General features: G+C 69.0%; 15 protein-coding genes. 6 read left to right on the plus strand and 9 right to left on the minus strand.

All coding sequences use genetic code 11. The features are described from left to right. Nucleotides 1–121: 121 nt before the first annotated feature. Nucleotides 122–328 (minus strand): DUF6207 family protein, encoded by a 207-nt coding sequence (locus EJC51_RS47240; protein ID WP_126269135.1) that lies wholly within the window; start codon nucleotides 326–328, stop codon nucleotides 122–124. A gap of 246 nt (nucleotides 329–574) precedes the next feature. Between EJC51_RS47240 and EJC51_RS47245 the strand changes: the two genes are divergently transcribed. From EJC51_RS47245 to EJC51_RS47255, 3 genes are all read left to right on the plus strand, one after another. After that, nucleotides 575–1432: an IS5 family transposase gene (locus EJC51_RS47245; protein WP_126269134.1), complete on the plus strand. Its 858-nt coding sequence runs from the start codon at nucleotides 575–577 to the stop codon at nucleotides 1430–1432. A 16-nt stretch (nucleotides 1433–1448) separates the two neighbouring features. Continuing rightward, the gene (locus EJC51_RS47250; RefSeq protein WP_126276729.1) at nucleotides 1449–1853 is read left to right on the plus strand and encodes a hypothetical protein; all 405 of its coding nucleotides are present in this window, start codon (nucleotides 1449–1451) and stop codon (nucleotides 1851–1853) included. Nucleotides 1854–1974: 121 nt separating this feature from the next. Then, entirely contained in the window at nucleotides 1975–2661 is a 687-nt protein-coding gene (locus tag EJC51_RS47255; protein WP_126269133.1) for a hypothetical protein, read from the plus strand. Nucleotides 2662–3087: 426 nt separating this feature from the next. On the opposite strand, the gene EJC51_RS47260 is transcribed toward EJC51_RS47255, so the two are convergent. Next, nucleotides 3088–4170 carry a hypothetical protein gene (locus EJC51_RS47260; protein ID WP_126269132.1) on the minus strand — a complete coding sequence of 361 codons (1083 nt, stop codon included), beginning with the start codon at nucleotides 4168–4170 and terminating at the stop codon, nucleotides 3088–3090. A 364-nt stretch (nucleotides 4171–4534) separates the two neighbouring features. Between EJC51_RS47260 and EJC51_RS47265 the strand changes: the two genes are divergently transcribed. After that, nucleotides 4535–5815, plus strand: coding sequence for a PIN domain-containing protein (locus EJC51_RS47265; RefSeq protein ID WP_126269131.1), 1281 nt, complete (start codon nucleotides 4535–4537; stop codon nucleotides 5813–5815). A gap of 35 nt (nucleotides 5816–5850) precedes the next feature. On the opposite strand, the gene EJC51_RS47270 is transcribed toward EJC51_RS47265, so the two are convergent. The 4 genes from EJC51_RS47270 to EJC51_RS49085 form a co-directional block, all read right to left on the minus strand. Beyond that, nucleotides 5851–6375, minus strand: coding sequence for a hypothetical protein (locus EJC51_RS47270; protein ID WP_244362280.1), 525 nt, complete (start codon nucleotides 6373–6375; stop codon nucleotides 5851–5853). After that, entirely contained in the window at nucleotides 6372–8870 is a 2499-nt protein-coding gene (locus EJC51_RS48350) for a tyrosine-type recombinase/integrase (RefSeq protein WP_208870669.1), read from the minus strand. Before EJC51_RS48350 ends, EJC51_RS47270 begins: the two co-directional genes overlap by 4 nt. Further along, on the minus strand, nucleotides 8867–10036 hold the full coding sequence (locus tag EJC51_RS47280) for a tyrosine-type recombinase/integrase (RefSeq protein WP_166682789.1): 1170 nt from the start codon (nucleotides 10034–10036) through the stop codon (nucleotides 8867–8869). Before EJC51_RS47280 ends, EJC51_RS48350 begins: the two co-directional genes overlap by 4 nt. Before the next feature lie 96 nt (nucleotides 10037–10132). Then, nucleotides 10133–10909, minus strand: a complete 777-nt coding sequence (locus EJC51_RS49085) for a DUF6233 domain-containing protein (protein ID WP_244362277.1) — start codon at nucleotides 10907–10909, stop codon at nucleotides 10133–10135. Between EJC51_RS49085 and EJC51_RS47290 the strand changes: the two genes are divergently transcribed. Together EJC51_RS47290 and EJC51_RS47295 are read left to right on the plus strand one after the other, a co-directional pair. After that, nucleotides 10866–11876: a DNA polymerase Y family protein gene (locus tag EJC51_RS47290; RefSeq protein WP_126269129.1), complete on the plus strand. Its 1011-nt coding sequence runs from the start codon at nucleotides 10866–10868 to the stop codon at nucleotides 11874–11876. The genes EJC51_RS49085 and EJC51_RS47290 overlap by 44 nt on opposite strands. A 42-nt stretch (nucleotides 11877–11918) precedes the next feature. Next, the gene (locus EJC51_RS47295) at nucleotides 11919–12602 is read left to right on the plus strand and encodes a DUF6292 family protein (RefSeq protein ID WP_126269128.1); all 684 of its coding nucleotides are present in this window, start codon (nucleotides 11919–11921) and stop codon (nucleotides 12600–12602) included. Nucleotides 12603–13281: 679 nt separating this feature from the next. Here the strand turns inward: EJC51_RS47295 and EJC51_RS47300 are convergent. The 3 genes from EJC51_RS47300 to EJC51_RS49090 all read right to left on the minus strand — a co-directional run bounded on the left by EJC51_RS47300 (nucleotide 13282) and on the right by EJC51_RS49090 (nucleotide 15530). Further along, nucleotides 13282–14277 carry an ATP-dependent DNA ligase gene (locus EJC51_RS47300; protein ID WP_126269127.1) on the minus strand — a complete coding sequence of 332 codons (996 nt, stop codon included), beginning with the start codon at nucleotides 14275–14277 and terminating at the stop codon, nucleotides 13282–13284. Nucleotides 14278–14575: 298 nt separating this feature from the next. Next, a complete protein-coding gene (locus tag EJC51_RS47305) occupies nucleotides 14576–15358 on the minus strand; it encodes a replication-relaxation family protein (protein WP_244362275.1) in 783 nt (260 codons plus the stop codon). A 4-nt stretch (nucleotides 15359–15362) separates the two neighbouring features. Further along, nucleotides 15363–15530, minus strand: a complete 168-nt coding sequence (locus tag EJC51_RS49090) for a replication-relaxation family protein (protein ID WP_244362272.1) — start codon at nucleotides 15528–15530, stop codon at nucleotides 15363–15365. Between the last annotated feature and the right edge of the window lie 48 nt (nucleotides 15531–15578).

Raw genomic sequence — 15578 nt, forward strand, 5'->3', positions numbered from 1 at the left:
GGCGTTCTCGATCAGCGGTGCGTTGACGTGGTCGGCCTCATGGTCGGGGCGCGCCACCCGTGGTCTGCCCCGACCATGAGGCCGACCACGGGTGGGTGTGGAGGTGCGGGGCTAGGGCTGCCTAGGTGTCGTTGTCCTGGCGGATGTCGAGGTAACAGGTCAGCCGCACGCCGGGTTCGCCGGGTTCCCGGTAGGGGTTGGTCACTGACGTCGCCCACCGTCCGGCGAGCGTGGCCTGGACGGCGAGTGCGGTCGCCGTGTCCGCGGCCGCGATTTCCACCATGGCGAGCCCGGGCTCTTTCAGGTGCTGCTTCTTGATCTGCCTCATGCCCGGTACGACGGGTTGGCGCCGGCCAGGGTTCTGCTCGCGGGGTGTCTTCACCCGACCGGGTGGCCCGTGTACATCGGCAGGCCTCGGACAGGGCGCGCCGCACGGAGAGCAGGCTCGGAGCGCGATAGCTGTCGGCGCATGGCTGTCGAACGCGACGATGTCAGTGGGTGTTCTGCGAGTCGTCGTGTCTGGTTGTCCGGTTTGAGGGGTTGCGGTTGACGGCTTCTGCGGTGTGCTGGAGACGTGGCTGAGCGGCAGCCGTACCCGAGTGATCTGTCGGATGAGGCATGGGAGTTGATCCGGCCGGTCATCACGGCCTGGAAGGGACAGCACCGCTCGGTCAGCGGTCATCAGGGCCGATACGAGATGCGGGAGATCGTGAACGCGATCCTGTATCAGGCCCGGGTCGGCTGCCAGTGGCGTTACCTGCCGCACGACTTCCCGCCGTACACCGCGGTGTACTACTACTTCGGGCTGTGGCGCGATGACGGCACCGACCAGACCATCCACGATCTGCTGCGCTGGCAGGTCCGCGAGTCGAAGGGCCGGCGCGAGGACCCGTCCGCGGTCGTCATGGACTCCCAGACCGTGCACGCCTCGGTCAACGCCCCCAAGGAGACGACCGGGCTGGACCCGGGCAAGAAGAGCCGGGGCCGCAAGCGGGGCATCGCCACCGATGTACTCGGTCTGCTCATCGCCGTGATCGTGGTCGCCGCGAGCGTGCACGACAACGCCGTCGGAATCACGCTGCTGGACAAGGTGGCCGCCGACAACCCCGGCGTGGTGAAGAGCTGGGTCGATGCCGGGTTCAAGAACGCCGTCATCGAGCACGGCAGGTCGCTGGGCATCGACGTCGAGGTGGTATCGCGTGACCCGCAGGCGAAGGGGTTCGCCCCGTCACCGAAGCGGTGGATCGTCGAGCAGACCTTCGGCACACTCATGCTGCACCGCCGCCTGGCCCGCGACTACGAGACCCTGCCCGCCAGTTCCGCGTCCTGGATCCGCTGGTCGATGACCGACGTCATGACCCACCGGCTCACCGCCACGACCACTCCCACCTGGCGGGACCGCCGCCGACCCGCTTCCCCCGGACCGGCATGAACGAGTGAGCGTGAGCATGCAGGAGTTCCTGGAACAGCTCGAGATCCGCGAGGCGGCCGGCCGTGACCTCGCGGACAGACTCCGCACTCAGATCGCCGAGCTCACCACCCAACTCGCGGCCGCCGAAAAGGCGTTGGAGAGACTGAGGATCACCCGGGAGACGATTCTGGAGATCGCACCAGACCTTCCCGGCGGCCTCGCTCCGCTGCCCTCGGCCTACCGTCAGATCCTCGCCCTCTTCGAAGACACCGCAGACGGACTGCGCCCCAAGGACGTCTGCATCGCCCTGGACACCGGCACCGAACCCCGGCATGTCGAAGGCGTCCGCGCGAAACTGAAACGCCTGGTCAGCCGCGGCATTCTCACCGAGCCGGAGCCCGGCCTCTTCCGGCTACCGCAACCAACGCCATCCCCGGACTGAGACCCCACGAAAGCTCACAGAACACCCACTCAGAGCTCTGCGCAACGCCTACAGCAGGACCCTGGACCAAGGGGACGCGCTGTTCGCCACCGAGCCGTTGTCGAAAAGGATTCTGCACGCCGTGGTCGCTGCTTCGGCCGCGGACGCTGACTCATGGGTTGCCAGCCGGGTGGATGACGGCGACGAATTGCGCAAGGAACTGGCGCCCCTGGTGGAGGAACTGCAGAAGCATGATGTCGTTGGCAACAGCCTCCAGGCCGTGCGGAAGTGGGTCGCCGAGCAGATGTTGAGCCTGGGTTCTGCTGCCGTCCTGCACACCACGTGGCCCTGGTGGGTCGGGGCCGCCGGGGCCGGTATGACCGCCTTGCTGACCGTTACCGCCGAAGCAGGCCAGGCGACAGGAAGCATCTTCATTCCTTTGGTGCTGGGCGTGCTGGGTATGGGAGGCGGCGTTGCCGTCCTCGCGCTCAGAGGCACAGCCCATGCCGCGTCGAGGGGAGGTCAGCAGATGTCGAAGGTGACGGACTACCTTTTCCACCGAGCCGGATCCATTGGAGCGGAGCCTGAACGACTGTTTGAGGAACAAGTCCGCCCGGCATTGGCGGCTCTCTTCGAGAAGCACGGCCGAGCCGACGCCGCCTTGGCTGGGCCGGCTCCCGTGGTGCCCAGGCTGCGCAACATGGCTGAGACGAGTCTGGTTCTGGCCATTGGCCTTCTTGTTGTCAGCGCGATCGTTTTCGCGGTCGGGTTCGGGGATGCCTGGCATAAGAACACCTGTGTGCCCAGCGCTGTGCAGTACTGCCCGTAGGAAGGTGCTTCTGGTGTCGGCAGATGCCCTTCGGGATCGCCGCGCTCAGCCGCGGGTGCTGGTGTAGCGCACGGCGGGGCCCCATTTGTCCTGTACGGGTGCCATGCACCACTGGCACATCGGGTTCTCTCAGGCTGATGGTGTGGCGCAGGTCGGTGATGGACGCGTCAGCACAGCTCAGCACCGGTGTCTCTGACGCTATCTGGTGCAACAGGTGTGGCGCCATCACTGAATCGAGCGAAGGGAAGCCGCGAGGAAATTTCCGTGGAACCGTCGTGGTCCTGGCTGCCGGGGCGGCGTGGCAGCCAGACGCGGCTCGTAGGTGTGTCGATGCCTCTGATGTGGACGACGCAGGAGTTGCCGCGTAGCCACCCCGCGACGGCCGACGCCCGCCTCTCACCCTTGGCGCTGACAGCACCCGAAGCCCTACAAGTCGCGAATCGCCTCGTGGAGGTGCCGCTGCTGGCGGTACAGGAAGGCGTCGCTGGTTGTCAGCTCCCACCAGCCTTCGCAAACCTCAGGGCGGCAGTGGTTGCGTGGAGTCTGCAGCGGGACGCTGGCGAGCGGCGAGCCGGCAGCAGTCAGGTGACCTTCCTCGTCGACGGTGACGTCGTGCTGGGTGCCGTCGGAGGTGATGACGGAGTACGGAAACCCAGCGCGGATATCCCGTGTGACTTGCATGCCTGGCTCGACGAAGGCCGTGCGGATGTCGTGGCGGATCGTGTTCCCGCAGTAGACCTCCTGACCGTCGCGGTTGAAGCTGTGGAGAATCTCCCGGCCGGTGCCGTAGGGCGGGGTCTCTTGGGTGAGCCGGCGGATCTCAGCGTCGAGCTGCGGCCGGCTGGGCTGATCGGGGTGGAGCCGGTCGTAGTCGTGCGTGGTGTAGTCGTGCAGCGGAAAGTACTCAAGGTCGTCAGTTCCCCGGACCCGGCGCGCCAAGGTGGGGTCGCATCGGTCGATGAAGGCGAAGGCGTCGAGGAGGGTGTCCATGACGAGCTGGCCACCGACCGCGTCCTTGTATGCCTGGACGGCGCCGGGGTTGTTCTTGGGGTTGTTGCGGATGGCGTCCGGCAGATCGTCGAACGAGAGCCATCGGGGCATGACGCGGTAGCCGAGGCCGACACCGCCGACAACACGGTCCGCCGGGACTTCGATTGTGGCGGGCACGTGGGTGTCGGCGTTGCGCAGGATCAGAAGGCCGCGGACCGCGCGTCCCTGCGGATCGTCTTTCTGGAAGTCGAGGTACCGGGTCTGTTCGGCCGCTGTCTGGCTGAGACAGATGACGTCTCGATCTAGGGTGCGGATGGCAGCGAGCGCCGGGGCGACCTCAAGGGCGATGCGCTCGGTGTCCACCTCCATGCCGTGAACACGGCACAGGGATGTGTCGGTCGTCGCAGCGGCTTCCCAGACGTGGGTGATGTACAGGGCGAGGCCGTGCATCTTCTGTTTGCCCTTGCCATGACGATCCGCGTCGTGGGCGGGGAAAAGGCCGAGTGGATGTGAGGCCATGGAGTGCTCCTACGGGACTCCGCCCGTCGGCGAAGAGATCAACGTACCGCAAGCTCCGCGCGATGCCCCGGTTTTCCCGGATGGGGCGTCAGCAGCGCGCCCAACCCTGGTTGGGTGACGGATGACCCGAAGCCCGGCGACGAAGAGCCGTTGCACCTGGTCCAGTTGAACACCGACGAGGGTTACGAGGCCGTGATCTACGATCCCGGCCCGGAGCACACCGTGGTCGGCACGTGTTCGTGCTGGCAAGGTGCAGACCGAGGGAGTCGTAGCCCTGAGGCCCCCCATTCGGTGATCAGAACTTGAGAGGGTGTGACCGTACGACTCGGATTCGAGGGAGACGGAGCACCCCACCTTGATCATCTTGGACACGAACATCCTGAGGGGCTTCGAGCTGCAGAGTCCCAAGGCCGAACTCCTTCGGGCCATCAAAACAGCGGACGTAGGAGGGGTGTCAGTCCCTTGGGCTGCTCTGGAGGAGCTGGCGGGGCAGCGCGCTCGGACTTACCACCTGGCTCATGAGAAAGCCGAAGCGGCCTTGCGGGCCCTCGCCAAGAGCGCACCGACCGGCAACTCCGGCGTCGTTGCACCCCTGGATCACGATCGGGTCCTTCAGTACTGGAGGCAGAGGTACCTGGAGATCGTCGACGTCATCCCGACGAGCGCAAACGCTCTCGAGCAGGCCACGACACGCGAAGCAGCCGTGCTTCCGCCATGCAAAGCGGTCGACATCGTGAACGAGGAAGGCAAGGTCATCAAGACGATCAAGACTGGTGGCCGTGACACCGCGATCTGGCTGTCGGCCGTGGAATACGCCACGGAGCATCCACAGGAGACGGTCTACTTCGTCAGCGAGAACATCAAGGATTTCGGCCGTGGCGAAACCTACAAGTACCCGATGGACAGGGATGTTGAGAAGCTCGGCGACCGCTTCGTACATCTGCTGAAGCTGGAGGACATCCTCCCGCAGTTCTCGGAAGAGATCGACGTTCCTGAGAGCGATCTCGATTCCGCTCTCAGGGGGCAAGGGAACCTGGAGACGATCGCCTTCGAGACGCGCTTCGGCGCGCCTCTGCGCCCCAGCCGCCACCAGACCGGGTGGCGTCGGTTCAGAAGCACTCAACTGGAAGAGCCGACGGGGGCGGAGCTTCCTGAGGGCATCGCGGAGGTGTGGCTCGGGAACCCGAACGTCTCGTTTGCCTCGGTCCGTGATGCGAAGGCATATCGCATTGGTGACCACGTCTGGTGCACAGCATGGGTCACGTGGTTGCTCAGCGGGCACGCTCTTCTCAACCGAACGCTCGACATCGCAGAAGTTGGGTGCGCCTGGGAGACACGAGTACTCGTCTCCCTGACGGACTCAACTTCGAAGCTCGACATCTTGCGGAGCAGCACACCACGAGCCGCGACCGCCCAGGAAGCCGACAACCTCCCCGAGGTGGACCCCCTCATCCTGCCGGACTACATCGCGGAGTTGGATGACCGGATCAGGCGAAACCGCATGAGTCGGAATATGCGGCACTACCTTGGCCAGGCCAGCACCGCGGAGGAAGCACTCGACATGATGCTGGGCTTCGCGCGTCCTAGCCCGCTGCCGCTGCCGACCGCAGAGGTCGAGGTCTGGGTCGAGCCCGACGAGGACTAGGGCCGGATAACCAGCACCGGGCCGGCCCGGGCACGTCAGCCGCGTTGGTTCAGGGCTCGGGTCAGCTCGCGGTTCGCGGCGCGAGCCGCTTCAAGTTCGGCCTGTCGCTCCTCCAGGTCGCGGCTGAGTTCGACGGTGCGTTGTTCGAGGTGGGTGACCGCGGCATGCAGTTCGGCGATGTCGGCCGGAGCACTGAGTCCGGACTCATGCCAGGCCCGTTCGCCGAGCTGACGGGACAGGTGCTCTTCCAGGTGCCGGACGCGGGCGGCCAGACGAGTCGCTCGAGCGTTGGCGTTGGCGAGGTCCGCTTGGAGCGAGGCCGTGGTGACCGTCGGGGCGGATCCGGGGGACGGGCTGGTCGAGCGGCTGCTCGCGGTGTGCAGGTTGTCCAGGAGGTCGCGGTGGCGGTAGAGGAAGGTGCGGTCGACTCGGGCCGCATGGGCGATCGCCGAGGCGGTCAGAGCGGTGCCGTCGCGTACGGCGGCGGCGATCGCGTCCTGGACTCGTTGCCGGCGTCGTTCGGTGCCGGCGTGTCGGCCGTCCTGCATCGGGCTGGTCACGTCGGGGTCCTTGCCGGTCGGACGTCGGGGAGGGGCTGGCGGACTCGGGGCATGCCGAGCATCACGGTGCGGCTACGGCGCACGACGGTGACGGCCTGTTCGATCTGGGCGCGGTCTTCGGGGGTGAGGTCGTCGAGGTCGGTCTGGACGCGTTCGATCAGGCGGCGAATCCGGCGGATCTCTTCTTCGGAGGGCATGGCCTGGGTCCGGGCCCAGTCGTCGGCTTCGAAGGCGGACATGAGGCGTTCGCGGCTGCGGAGCAGGTCGGCGAGGTGGGCCTGGAGGTCGGGGAGGTAGGAGACGTCGGTGGAGAAGTGTTCGCAGCCCAGGCAGCGGAAGCGCAATGGGCAGGCGTGGCCGCCGGCGGCGACGTTGGTGGGTTCGCGGCACACGCCGTAGGGGACGGCGACCTCGCCGATCGCGCGGCGGACGTGTTCGGAGTCGAGCAGGCTCTTCGCCGTGCGCCACACCCGGTCGCCGTGGCGGTCGAACTGCAGCGCGGTGACGCGGTCGACGGCTTCGCGGCGGCGTTCGTCGCCGACGCGGTAGTAGCCCATGGTGGTGCTGACCAGGCGGTGGTCCATCAGCTCTTTCAGGACGTCGACCGGGACGCCGGCGTCGGCGTGCCGCTGGGCGTAGCAGTGCCTGTAGGCGTAGGGGAAGATCCGCTTCTTGTCGAACGGCACCAGCCGCGTGACTCGGGTGTCTGCGTCGGCGGCGACGACGGGGACGAGGATGTCGGGCAGGGACTTCACCCAAGCCCGGTGGTGGCCGGAGACGTCGACGAGTGGCTTGGTGCCCTCCGGGTTGGACTTGGGGCGCGGCAGGAGCCGCAGCCGGGCCGGGGCGGTGGTGGGGAAGCGTTCGCGGACGCGCTGCTGCTGGCGGCGGATGACCGCGGCGGTCTCGGCCCCGATCGGCAGCCGTCGGCCGAGCCGGTAGGCCTTGTGGTTGTCGTAGACCAGGACGTCGGAGCCGTCCGGGTCCTGTTCCAGGCAGTTGAACGGCAGAGTGTTGATCTCGTCGGGGCGCCGCCCGGTGTCGATGAGCAGCTCGGTGGCGACGCGGACCTCGGTGCTGCTCTGGGCCTCCAGCTCGTCGAGGTGGGCGCACAGTTCGCGCAGCACCTCGTCGGGCAGGTCGCGGCCGGCCTCGGTGTCCTCGGGCTCGTCGGGCATGTCCTCCGGCCCGACCGCGAAGTCGGCCGGCATGCCCTCCAGCAGCTGCCCGCGAGCGGTGAGGCCGAGGGTGCGGAAGCGGAGCAGGACCCTGCGGACGAACCGCGTGAAGGCCAGGCGCCGCGCTGGGCTGATCTTCCCGGTCGAGGTGAAGTAGCCCATGCGGTTGGTGAAGGCGACGATGTCGCCGCGCCCCCACGCCGCAGGCACTGCGCCGCGGTCCTCACGCTGCAGGCACAAGCTCTCCGAGAGCATGCCGATGGCCGCGATGATCGCGCGGGCGTGCTGGACGGCGTTCTTGTTCCGGCGCCGGGGAAGGTCGTCGTACACCCAGACCTTCATCGCCTCCCGCAGCGGCACCTGCAGCACGGGCGCGAACGAGATGCGGCCGGTGTAGCCGAAGACCGCCATGTCCCAGACGTCCTTCACGCGCTCGGCTTCCGGCGTCATGTTCAGCAGGCGCAGCGCCCGCTGCCAGGCCCGGATCATCGTGACCTGCTCGCTGCTGTGCCCGTGACCGGCCGGGTCCGTCACCTCCTGCAGCTCCTGCACCTGATGGGCGCGCAGCCGGTCGTAGAGCGGGCGCAGGCACTCGGGCCGTGCCTTCATTCCTTCCTGGGTACGGGCCCACAGCCCGTAGAGGAGCTCGGCGACCAGGCGGTCCGGCAAGCCGCGCAGACTGACCTCGCGGGTGGTGCAGATCGCCTTGTCCGTCCGGCGCCAGTGCGCCTCGTCGAACCCGGGCGCCGACCGTGCCCGGTAGAGGCGGCGCACGTGTGCTTTGCAGTACGGGTCCTGGCGACCGGCTCGGTCGAGGTAGCAGGCGACCACCTCGCACGGCCCGAACGAGGCGTACCCCGTCACGCAAGGATGGGTAAGGAACTCCTCCAGGCTCAAGGCGCTCAAGCTCGTGTTCGTGTGCTGGGCGTGGTGGGCCTGGCACAGCCGGCCGGCGACTGTGTCGCGGGGCCGCTCGCAGCCTCCGACCACGCACAGGCTCTCGCCGACTCCGCGGCTCGTCTCCTTCGGCACGAGCAGAAACTCGTCGAGCGGGAGGCTGGAACCGCGCCACCGCTCCATGCAGCCCCCACACATCGGTCGCGTCAGCACGGTGATCGCCAAGGGGCAGCCCGGCACCGGGCAGTCCGGCAGCCCGATCACCGGATGCCGGCGCGGCCAGGTGATCACGCGACGGTTCCAGTCCCACCCCAACAGGGCCAGGAAATCGGCATCGAGGGCGCGCAGGAGCTCCCCCACCCGCTGGTCTTCGTCCGGCGCCTCGGCCTCGGACAGGGCTGGGGCGCTGGCGGCCGTCACCGGCTGTCCTCCGGGCCGGCCATGCCACGCGGCGATGGCACCCGCTCGATCGCCGCCCGCACCCGCTTCGGATCCGGGAACAGGTACGGCGCCTGTGAGTCGAGGCTCTTCTGCCCGAGCACCGCCTGCACCTCGTCCGGCTGGCCTCCGGCGTCGGTGACGTTGGAGGCGAACGCCCGGCGCGCCATGTGCGCGCCCACCCGCCGGTCCAGTCCGGCCCGGCCGCTGAGCCGTTCCAGGAGCTCGCCGATCGCCTCCGGCGACATTGGCTCTCCCAGCGGCGCCCGGAAGAGGTTCACGAGCAGGAAGTCGCTCCCGCCCATCCCGAGCAGCCGGTGCCGCTCGTCGTAGTACAGGTCGAACGCGGACACCACGAGGAAGTCCAGCGGCGCCACCCACGCGGGCCGCGACTTCGACCAGGCCCCGTTCACGTTCTCCCGCCGCCGCACATGAACGTGAGCGCCCGGGTAGTCGCAGCCCAGCGCCCGGGAGTCCGGCAGCAGATGGACATCGCTGCGCCGCAGGCCCGCCACCTGACCGCGACGAAGCCCGACCCGGCCGACCAGCAGGACGATCAGCCGGTCACGCGCGTTACGGCAGGCGACGAACATCGCCACCAGCGCGGCGTCCGCGGCCCGGTCCACCGTCGTCTCCGGCTCGCGCAGCGAGTGCACCGGACGCAGCCGGTAGAACAGGCCGCCGTCTTCCCCCTGTGCCTCCGCGGGAAGATCCCGGCTGTCGGCAAGCTCGTAGATCTGCCCGAGCACCGACCTCGGTGCCTCACTGACTGACACCGCGTACGACAGCAGACCCCGCACCGCGACCAGCACCCGGTTGATCCGCCGCTCACCGCGCACCGGGACGGCACCGGGCCCGGCCCGCACCACCGGCACCACCCCGTCCCGCGGGGCCGGGGTGTACTTCAACCAGACCATGAACAATCCGAGGTCTCGCCCGGCCTCCGCCCACGCCCGCCCCGTCGATCCGCTCCAGCGCAGGTAGAGCGCGACACTGCCGGCGTAAGCCTTGGTCGTCAGCTCCGCCCGGTCTCGGCCGAACCTCAGATGCCGAAGCCACTGATCAGCTAGAGAGACGACCTCCAAATGGTCATCAAGGACCGTCCAGTACCTCTGCCCGGACGGCATCACCACGGGAAACGCTCGCATCCCAAACTCCTGCCACGAGTCGTGCAACAACCCGCCGCAGAGCCACACCCCCCGAGAACGAGTCCCCGAGGGTCAACGAACCCGCCTCACCCCACGTCACACCACAGCCGGTCCACCCCGAGAGAAATCGGGCAGCCGCCGTTGCCGTAGCGGTGTGTCTTGCGCTGGCATCCGGCACACAGGCCGACCTGGTCGCCGGGGCAGGTCAGCGCGGACGGGTCCGGTTCGGAGGCCGGGGGAGGGGGAGTCGACATCGTGCGTCCTGTTCTGGGCGGCGAAGACCAGCCGCCTTCCCGCAGGATAACCGGCCGAATGACACGACTGTTCGAGCCACGCCGGTGTCAGAATGCCCCAAACCGTGCGTCGGTGTTGCTGCGCCCGGCCCGGCGGGCGGCGGGCGGCTAAGTCGATGATGTGGAGCTGGACGTCGGGCTGGCAGTGGGTGCAGCCGGGCAGGCCCGTGGCGAGCAGGCGGCGGGCTTCGTCGCGGTCGACAGGGCGGCGGCGTTTGCCTGCCGCGTAGCAGTCGCCGGCGTGGACCTGGACGGGCGGGTGGCCCGCGCCGATGCCGAGTCCGACGATCCACTCCGGCGGGGCGGGCCGGTTGCGGCGGCCGCGTTCCTGCTCGCGTTCCCGCTGCCGGAGGGCTTCGATCTTGCGGTCGATGCGCTCGATCCACAGGGCATGCCAGACCCGCAGGGTGTGAAGGCGCTCCAGGTCGGGCGGCAGATCATCGAACACATTGCCGATTCTAGGCCCATGATCCTTCCCCGTGCCCTCGCGTGTTCGATTTTGCGTTCGATAACGTGGGGTGTGGGAGGTGACGGTGATGACCACGAGCGCGGTGACACCGGACCAGGTGTCGACGATCATGCATGTGCGGTGCCCGGACGGGCTGCCAGAGCCCGCCTACCGGCAGCTACTGGAACTGATGGCGGAACTCTCGCCGATCGTCCAAGCCCTGCCGCCGAGCGCGGCTGTGGTGGAGTTGAAGGGGGCTTTGCGCTATCACGGCACCGATGCCCGCCGTCTGGGGGAGATCCTGCGGATCCGCTCCCTGTCCCGCCTCGGCGTCGACGTCCGTGTCGGTATCGGCCCCACGATCACGGTGGCGGCCACCGCCTCCGCCCAGGTCCCGTCTCCGGGCGGCATCCTCGCCGTCGCCCCGGGCGAGGCGGACGACTGGCTGGGGCCGCTGCCGGTGGAGGCCCTGCACGGCATCGGCCCGCGGCAGGCGGCGGTGCTGCGTGACTACGGCATCCACTGTGTCGGCCTGCTCGCGGCCGTCCCGCCCGCCACCGTGCACCGTCTGCTGGGCGGCCGCGCTGGCCGCATCGCCGCGGACCGTGCCCGCGGCATCGACCCGCGCCCCGTCGTCCCCCGCGCCCTGCCTCCGGCCGCCTCCGTGCGGTGTCGCTTCGAGCGGCACGTCCTGGACGGTGCCACCGTGCGTGCCGCCCTGCTCGAACTCGTCGTCCGGCTCGGACGCCAGCTGCGCCGTCGCGACCAGGTGGCCCGCGCCCTGACCCTCACCCTCACCTTCGCCGGCAACACCCGATGGGAGAAGACCCGGCGCCTGGTGGAGCCGTCCGCCCACGACGACGACCTGCGCACCCTCGCCTACCAGCTGATGGACGCCGCCGGCCTGCAACGCGGCAGGCTGACCGGACTGTCGCTCAGGGGTGAGGACCTCATCGGCGCGGACCAGGCCGCCGAGCAGATCAGCCTGGACGACGCCCGTGAAGCCCGCCTGGTCGCCGAAACCGTGGTCGACCGGGTTCGGGACAAGTTCGGTGCGGGCGTCATCGGCCCGGCCGCCGTCTTCCGCCGCGCCTCATGACCCGCACGCCGTCCGCTCCCGATGCTTGTGGGGGTGAGGTCCGTGCTGCTTGAGCCGCCCGGATGGCCAGGCCGACCCGAAGGACTGCCGCACTGGCCCTATGTGCGGGCCGTCGACGACGCGCTCGCTGCACGCGGCATCCCGCCCGGCTCGGTACACGCCGACTGCACCACCCGCGAGTACGGCGGCCTGACCACCTACATGTGGCTGACCTGGGACGCCAGCCGCACCCGCTACCGAAGCAGCGGCATCCGCCTGCACTGGCAGGAACGCCGCGGCTGGTTCTACGCCCTCACCTGCCTCAACACCCGGGAGATCCTTCTCTACGCGCCGCTCGCCCCGCTGCGCACCGTCGTCCCCGACCCGGAGCACGTCACGGACGTCGCCGAACAGCTGGTCCGCTTCCGCCAGATCCCCGACATGGAGTACCGCACGGAGTGGGAGCGAGGAGAGGAACTCCGGGCCGCCGCCCGCGACTTCCGCCGCGCCGTGCTTGGCCTGCCGCCACTCGCACACCCCGAGACGCCCACCGGCCCCGGCGGCAGACCGGACGCGGAGCAGGAGCAGGGCATGCGGCTGACGATCGACACCCTCACCGACACCTACGAACAGGCACTCGCCGCCGTGCAGGCCATCTACGGACACAACGAGGACGCCCCGCACCGCCGCTCACCGACCGACCTCGGGCAAGCACTCCGGCCGACCATGGAAGAACATGAGCGGTGACAGCTCAAGGAAGAAGGGCCCGCCGAGGAACTGACGGGCCCCTACTGCTGCGCCGAAGTACGGGTGAGGGTCTCCTACTTGGGGTTTTGCCCGCAGCAGGCCACGGTGTCGGACTGGCCGGCGGTGGTGAGGGGGGTTACGGCGAGCACTGCTGCCAGTGCTACGAACAAGCCGATTGCTGCTTTGCGCATCGCGTCTCCTTGTCGATCTCGTTACTGCCAGGCCCACCTGAACTGCGCACTCCCGAAGTGACCAAGGGCCTGTCGAAGAGCTGACGGGCCCCTACTGCTGCGCCGAAGTACGGGTGAGCGTCTCCTACTTGGGGGTTTGACCGCAGCAGGCGACGGTGTCGGTGTGGCCGGCGGTGGTGAGGGGGGTTACGGCGAGCACGGCCGCCAGCGCCACGAACAAGCTGATTACTGCTTTGCGCATCGCGTCTCCCTGTCGATCTCGTTCAGCACGTCCGCCGACGACAGCTCTTTACGGCTGTCTGGCGGTTTACCGCAGCCGCGCCCACGTGGTGGCGCGGGAAGGCGGTGTTGCCCACGGCGTCGACCCTAGGGAGAGGGGCCATATGCGACAAGCGAATGTCTCGCATGGCTGCCATCCGGAAACCGCATGAGCCGAGGCTGTCGGGCCCTCAAACCCGCGCAGGTTGGTCGCCTTTGATGGTGACCTGTTAGGGAGCCGCCCCGAACAGTGGCACGTCGCCTAGTGTCATGTCGGCTCGAATGCGGGTGAACCTGACCGGGTGGCGCCAGCGCCCGGGGCTGTCCCGGGCGACGTCCACGGCGACTTCGGCAACTGCTTCGGGTACGACCAGGCGCACCGACAGGTGCTCCCTTGAACTCCACCCAGCGCTGAAGGTGCGGCCTGTCCAGGGATAGTCGGCGCCACCGGTGCGCAGCTGCCCGGCGAGAGTCTGGCGCGCGGTCGTGCTGAGGGTGGTGGTGCGGCCTGCGTACCGGAGCCGGCCGGCGTCGTCGTAGCGGCCGAGCAGGGCGGTCGTGGGGGCAGTGAGGCTGCCGGTGACCGCGCCGACGACTGCCTCCGTGGTGTGGCGCATCTTGTACTTGGTCCAGCCGCGCCCGCCCGGCACGTACCTGCTCGCCAGAGGCCGGAACACCAGGCCTTCGATGCCGACGGCCGGGTAGTCGGCCAGCCAGGCGGCCGCCTGCACCGGGTCGGTCGTGGTCGCACACAGCGACCACGGCGCGGCCAGATGATGCTTGAGGAACAGCTCCTGCAGCGCGGCATAGCGGTCGCTGAAGGGCCAGCCGGTGAGGCCCTGGCCGTTCAGGCGCAGGAGGTCGAACGCAACCAGATGCGCGGGGAGCTCGCCGGCCGCGCGGGTCGCGGCCGCGCCGCGGCGGTGCATGCGCTGCTGCAGCCGCTCGAACGCGAGCCGTCCGCCCTCCCACACGACCAGCTCGCCATCAACCGCCGTGTCGTCGGGAAGCAGGCGAACGGCCTCCTCAATCTCGGGGAACGATGCGGTCAGATCGCCGCCGTTACGGCTGCGCACCGCGACCCGGCCATCAGCCCACCGGCCAACCAGTGCACGGTAGCCGTCCCACTTGAGTTGCGCCGCCCACCCGGCCGGGAGCGCCGGGTCGGTGACGGGCACGGCGCGCATGGGCTCCGGCAGCGACCAGCCGGGTGAGGAAGCAGGCATGCTCAACCCCTTCCACCCTGGGCGGCATCTCCTGCACACCGCCCACCAACGGCCGCGCCGACAGGCTGCGCAATCAGCTGCGCAATCACGCAGACGGCCGGTGCGCAGCGAGTGCGCACCAGGCCGGTCCTGCTGCGCAAGCGGCCGGGAGCTTCGCACGTCTGCGCACTCAAGGGGGCGGTGGGCGGCTATGGCTGGTGCACAACGCCCCATCTGATTGCGCAGGCCTATGACCTGCATGGTCAGCCCTGTGGCTGGGGGCGGGGAGACCGTGGTCGGGCCCATGGTCGGGGTGTGGTCAGGCCCATGGTCGGGCTTGCCGTCCGGTCGACGCCGCACCAAAGCCAGCCCTTGGCAGCCTGTCAGCCTGCCAAGGGCGCAACCCAGGAACGCACTGCCCGGCCTCGGTCATCGGCTGCCAGACGGGTGCAGAGGGCCCCGCACGGAGCAGCTCCGTCAGCGGGGCCGCGAGGATGGGTACCTGTCGCGCGAAATCGGCGCCGGCCAGCCGGGCGGCCGCGCGCAGTGCACTCAGCCGGTTCTCCACCCCGGCGGGGCCGGTGCCGTCCAGGACGAACAACAGACGCGGGAAGAGCGGATACCGCCGCCACTCTTCCTCGAGAACAGCGCTCCCGCGCGGCCGGCCGACAGGAGTCGGTACATACCGATACAGCCGCTCATAGGCCCGGATCTTCGCCGCCACACGCTCGGGCCTCATGGTGGCCCGGTCCACCTCCACGAACGCCCGCAACATCGACCAGTCCCGCTCACCCTCACCGCCGCGCCGGTAGTAGAGCAGGGCGTCGGGAATGACGGCCTCGCCACCCCCCAAGGGGTGGTGCACTTCAGGGATCCAGTCCAAGGGCCGGCACACATCCCCGCAGCGGCAGGCGTCCTGCACGAACGCCAGCGCGGTCTCCGTCACCGTCAACACGTGCCCCGCCCGCAGACGGACCGCCGTACGGTCGGCTCCCAGCCGGGACGGCCGCCAGCCCCGCAACTCCGCGAACCCACCAACAACCTCCGCCCCGTACTCGGTGACGAACCAGGCCCGCATCCGGCCCGCCTGAGGCAACGTCACACGATCAACCAACCCACCCCTCACCCCGCAGCTTCACCAGCCGCCGCCTCGTCTGCTCGATCCGCACCCCCGGCCCGATCATCAGATGCATCTGCTCAGTGGTAGCCATCCGGTGCTGCGCCAGGACCGTCAACGCCAACCGGTCCCCGCCACCCGCATCCCTCTTCACCATGACCCGCCGCCTCCCGTACGGGGCGGCACCACCACCGGCGCCGCGCCT

This window comes from Streptomyces aquilus, from assembly GCF_003955715.1.
Lineage (GTDB): Bacteria > Actinomycetota > Actinomycetes > Streptomycetales > Streptomycetaceae > Streptomyces > Streptomyces aquilus.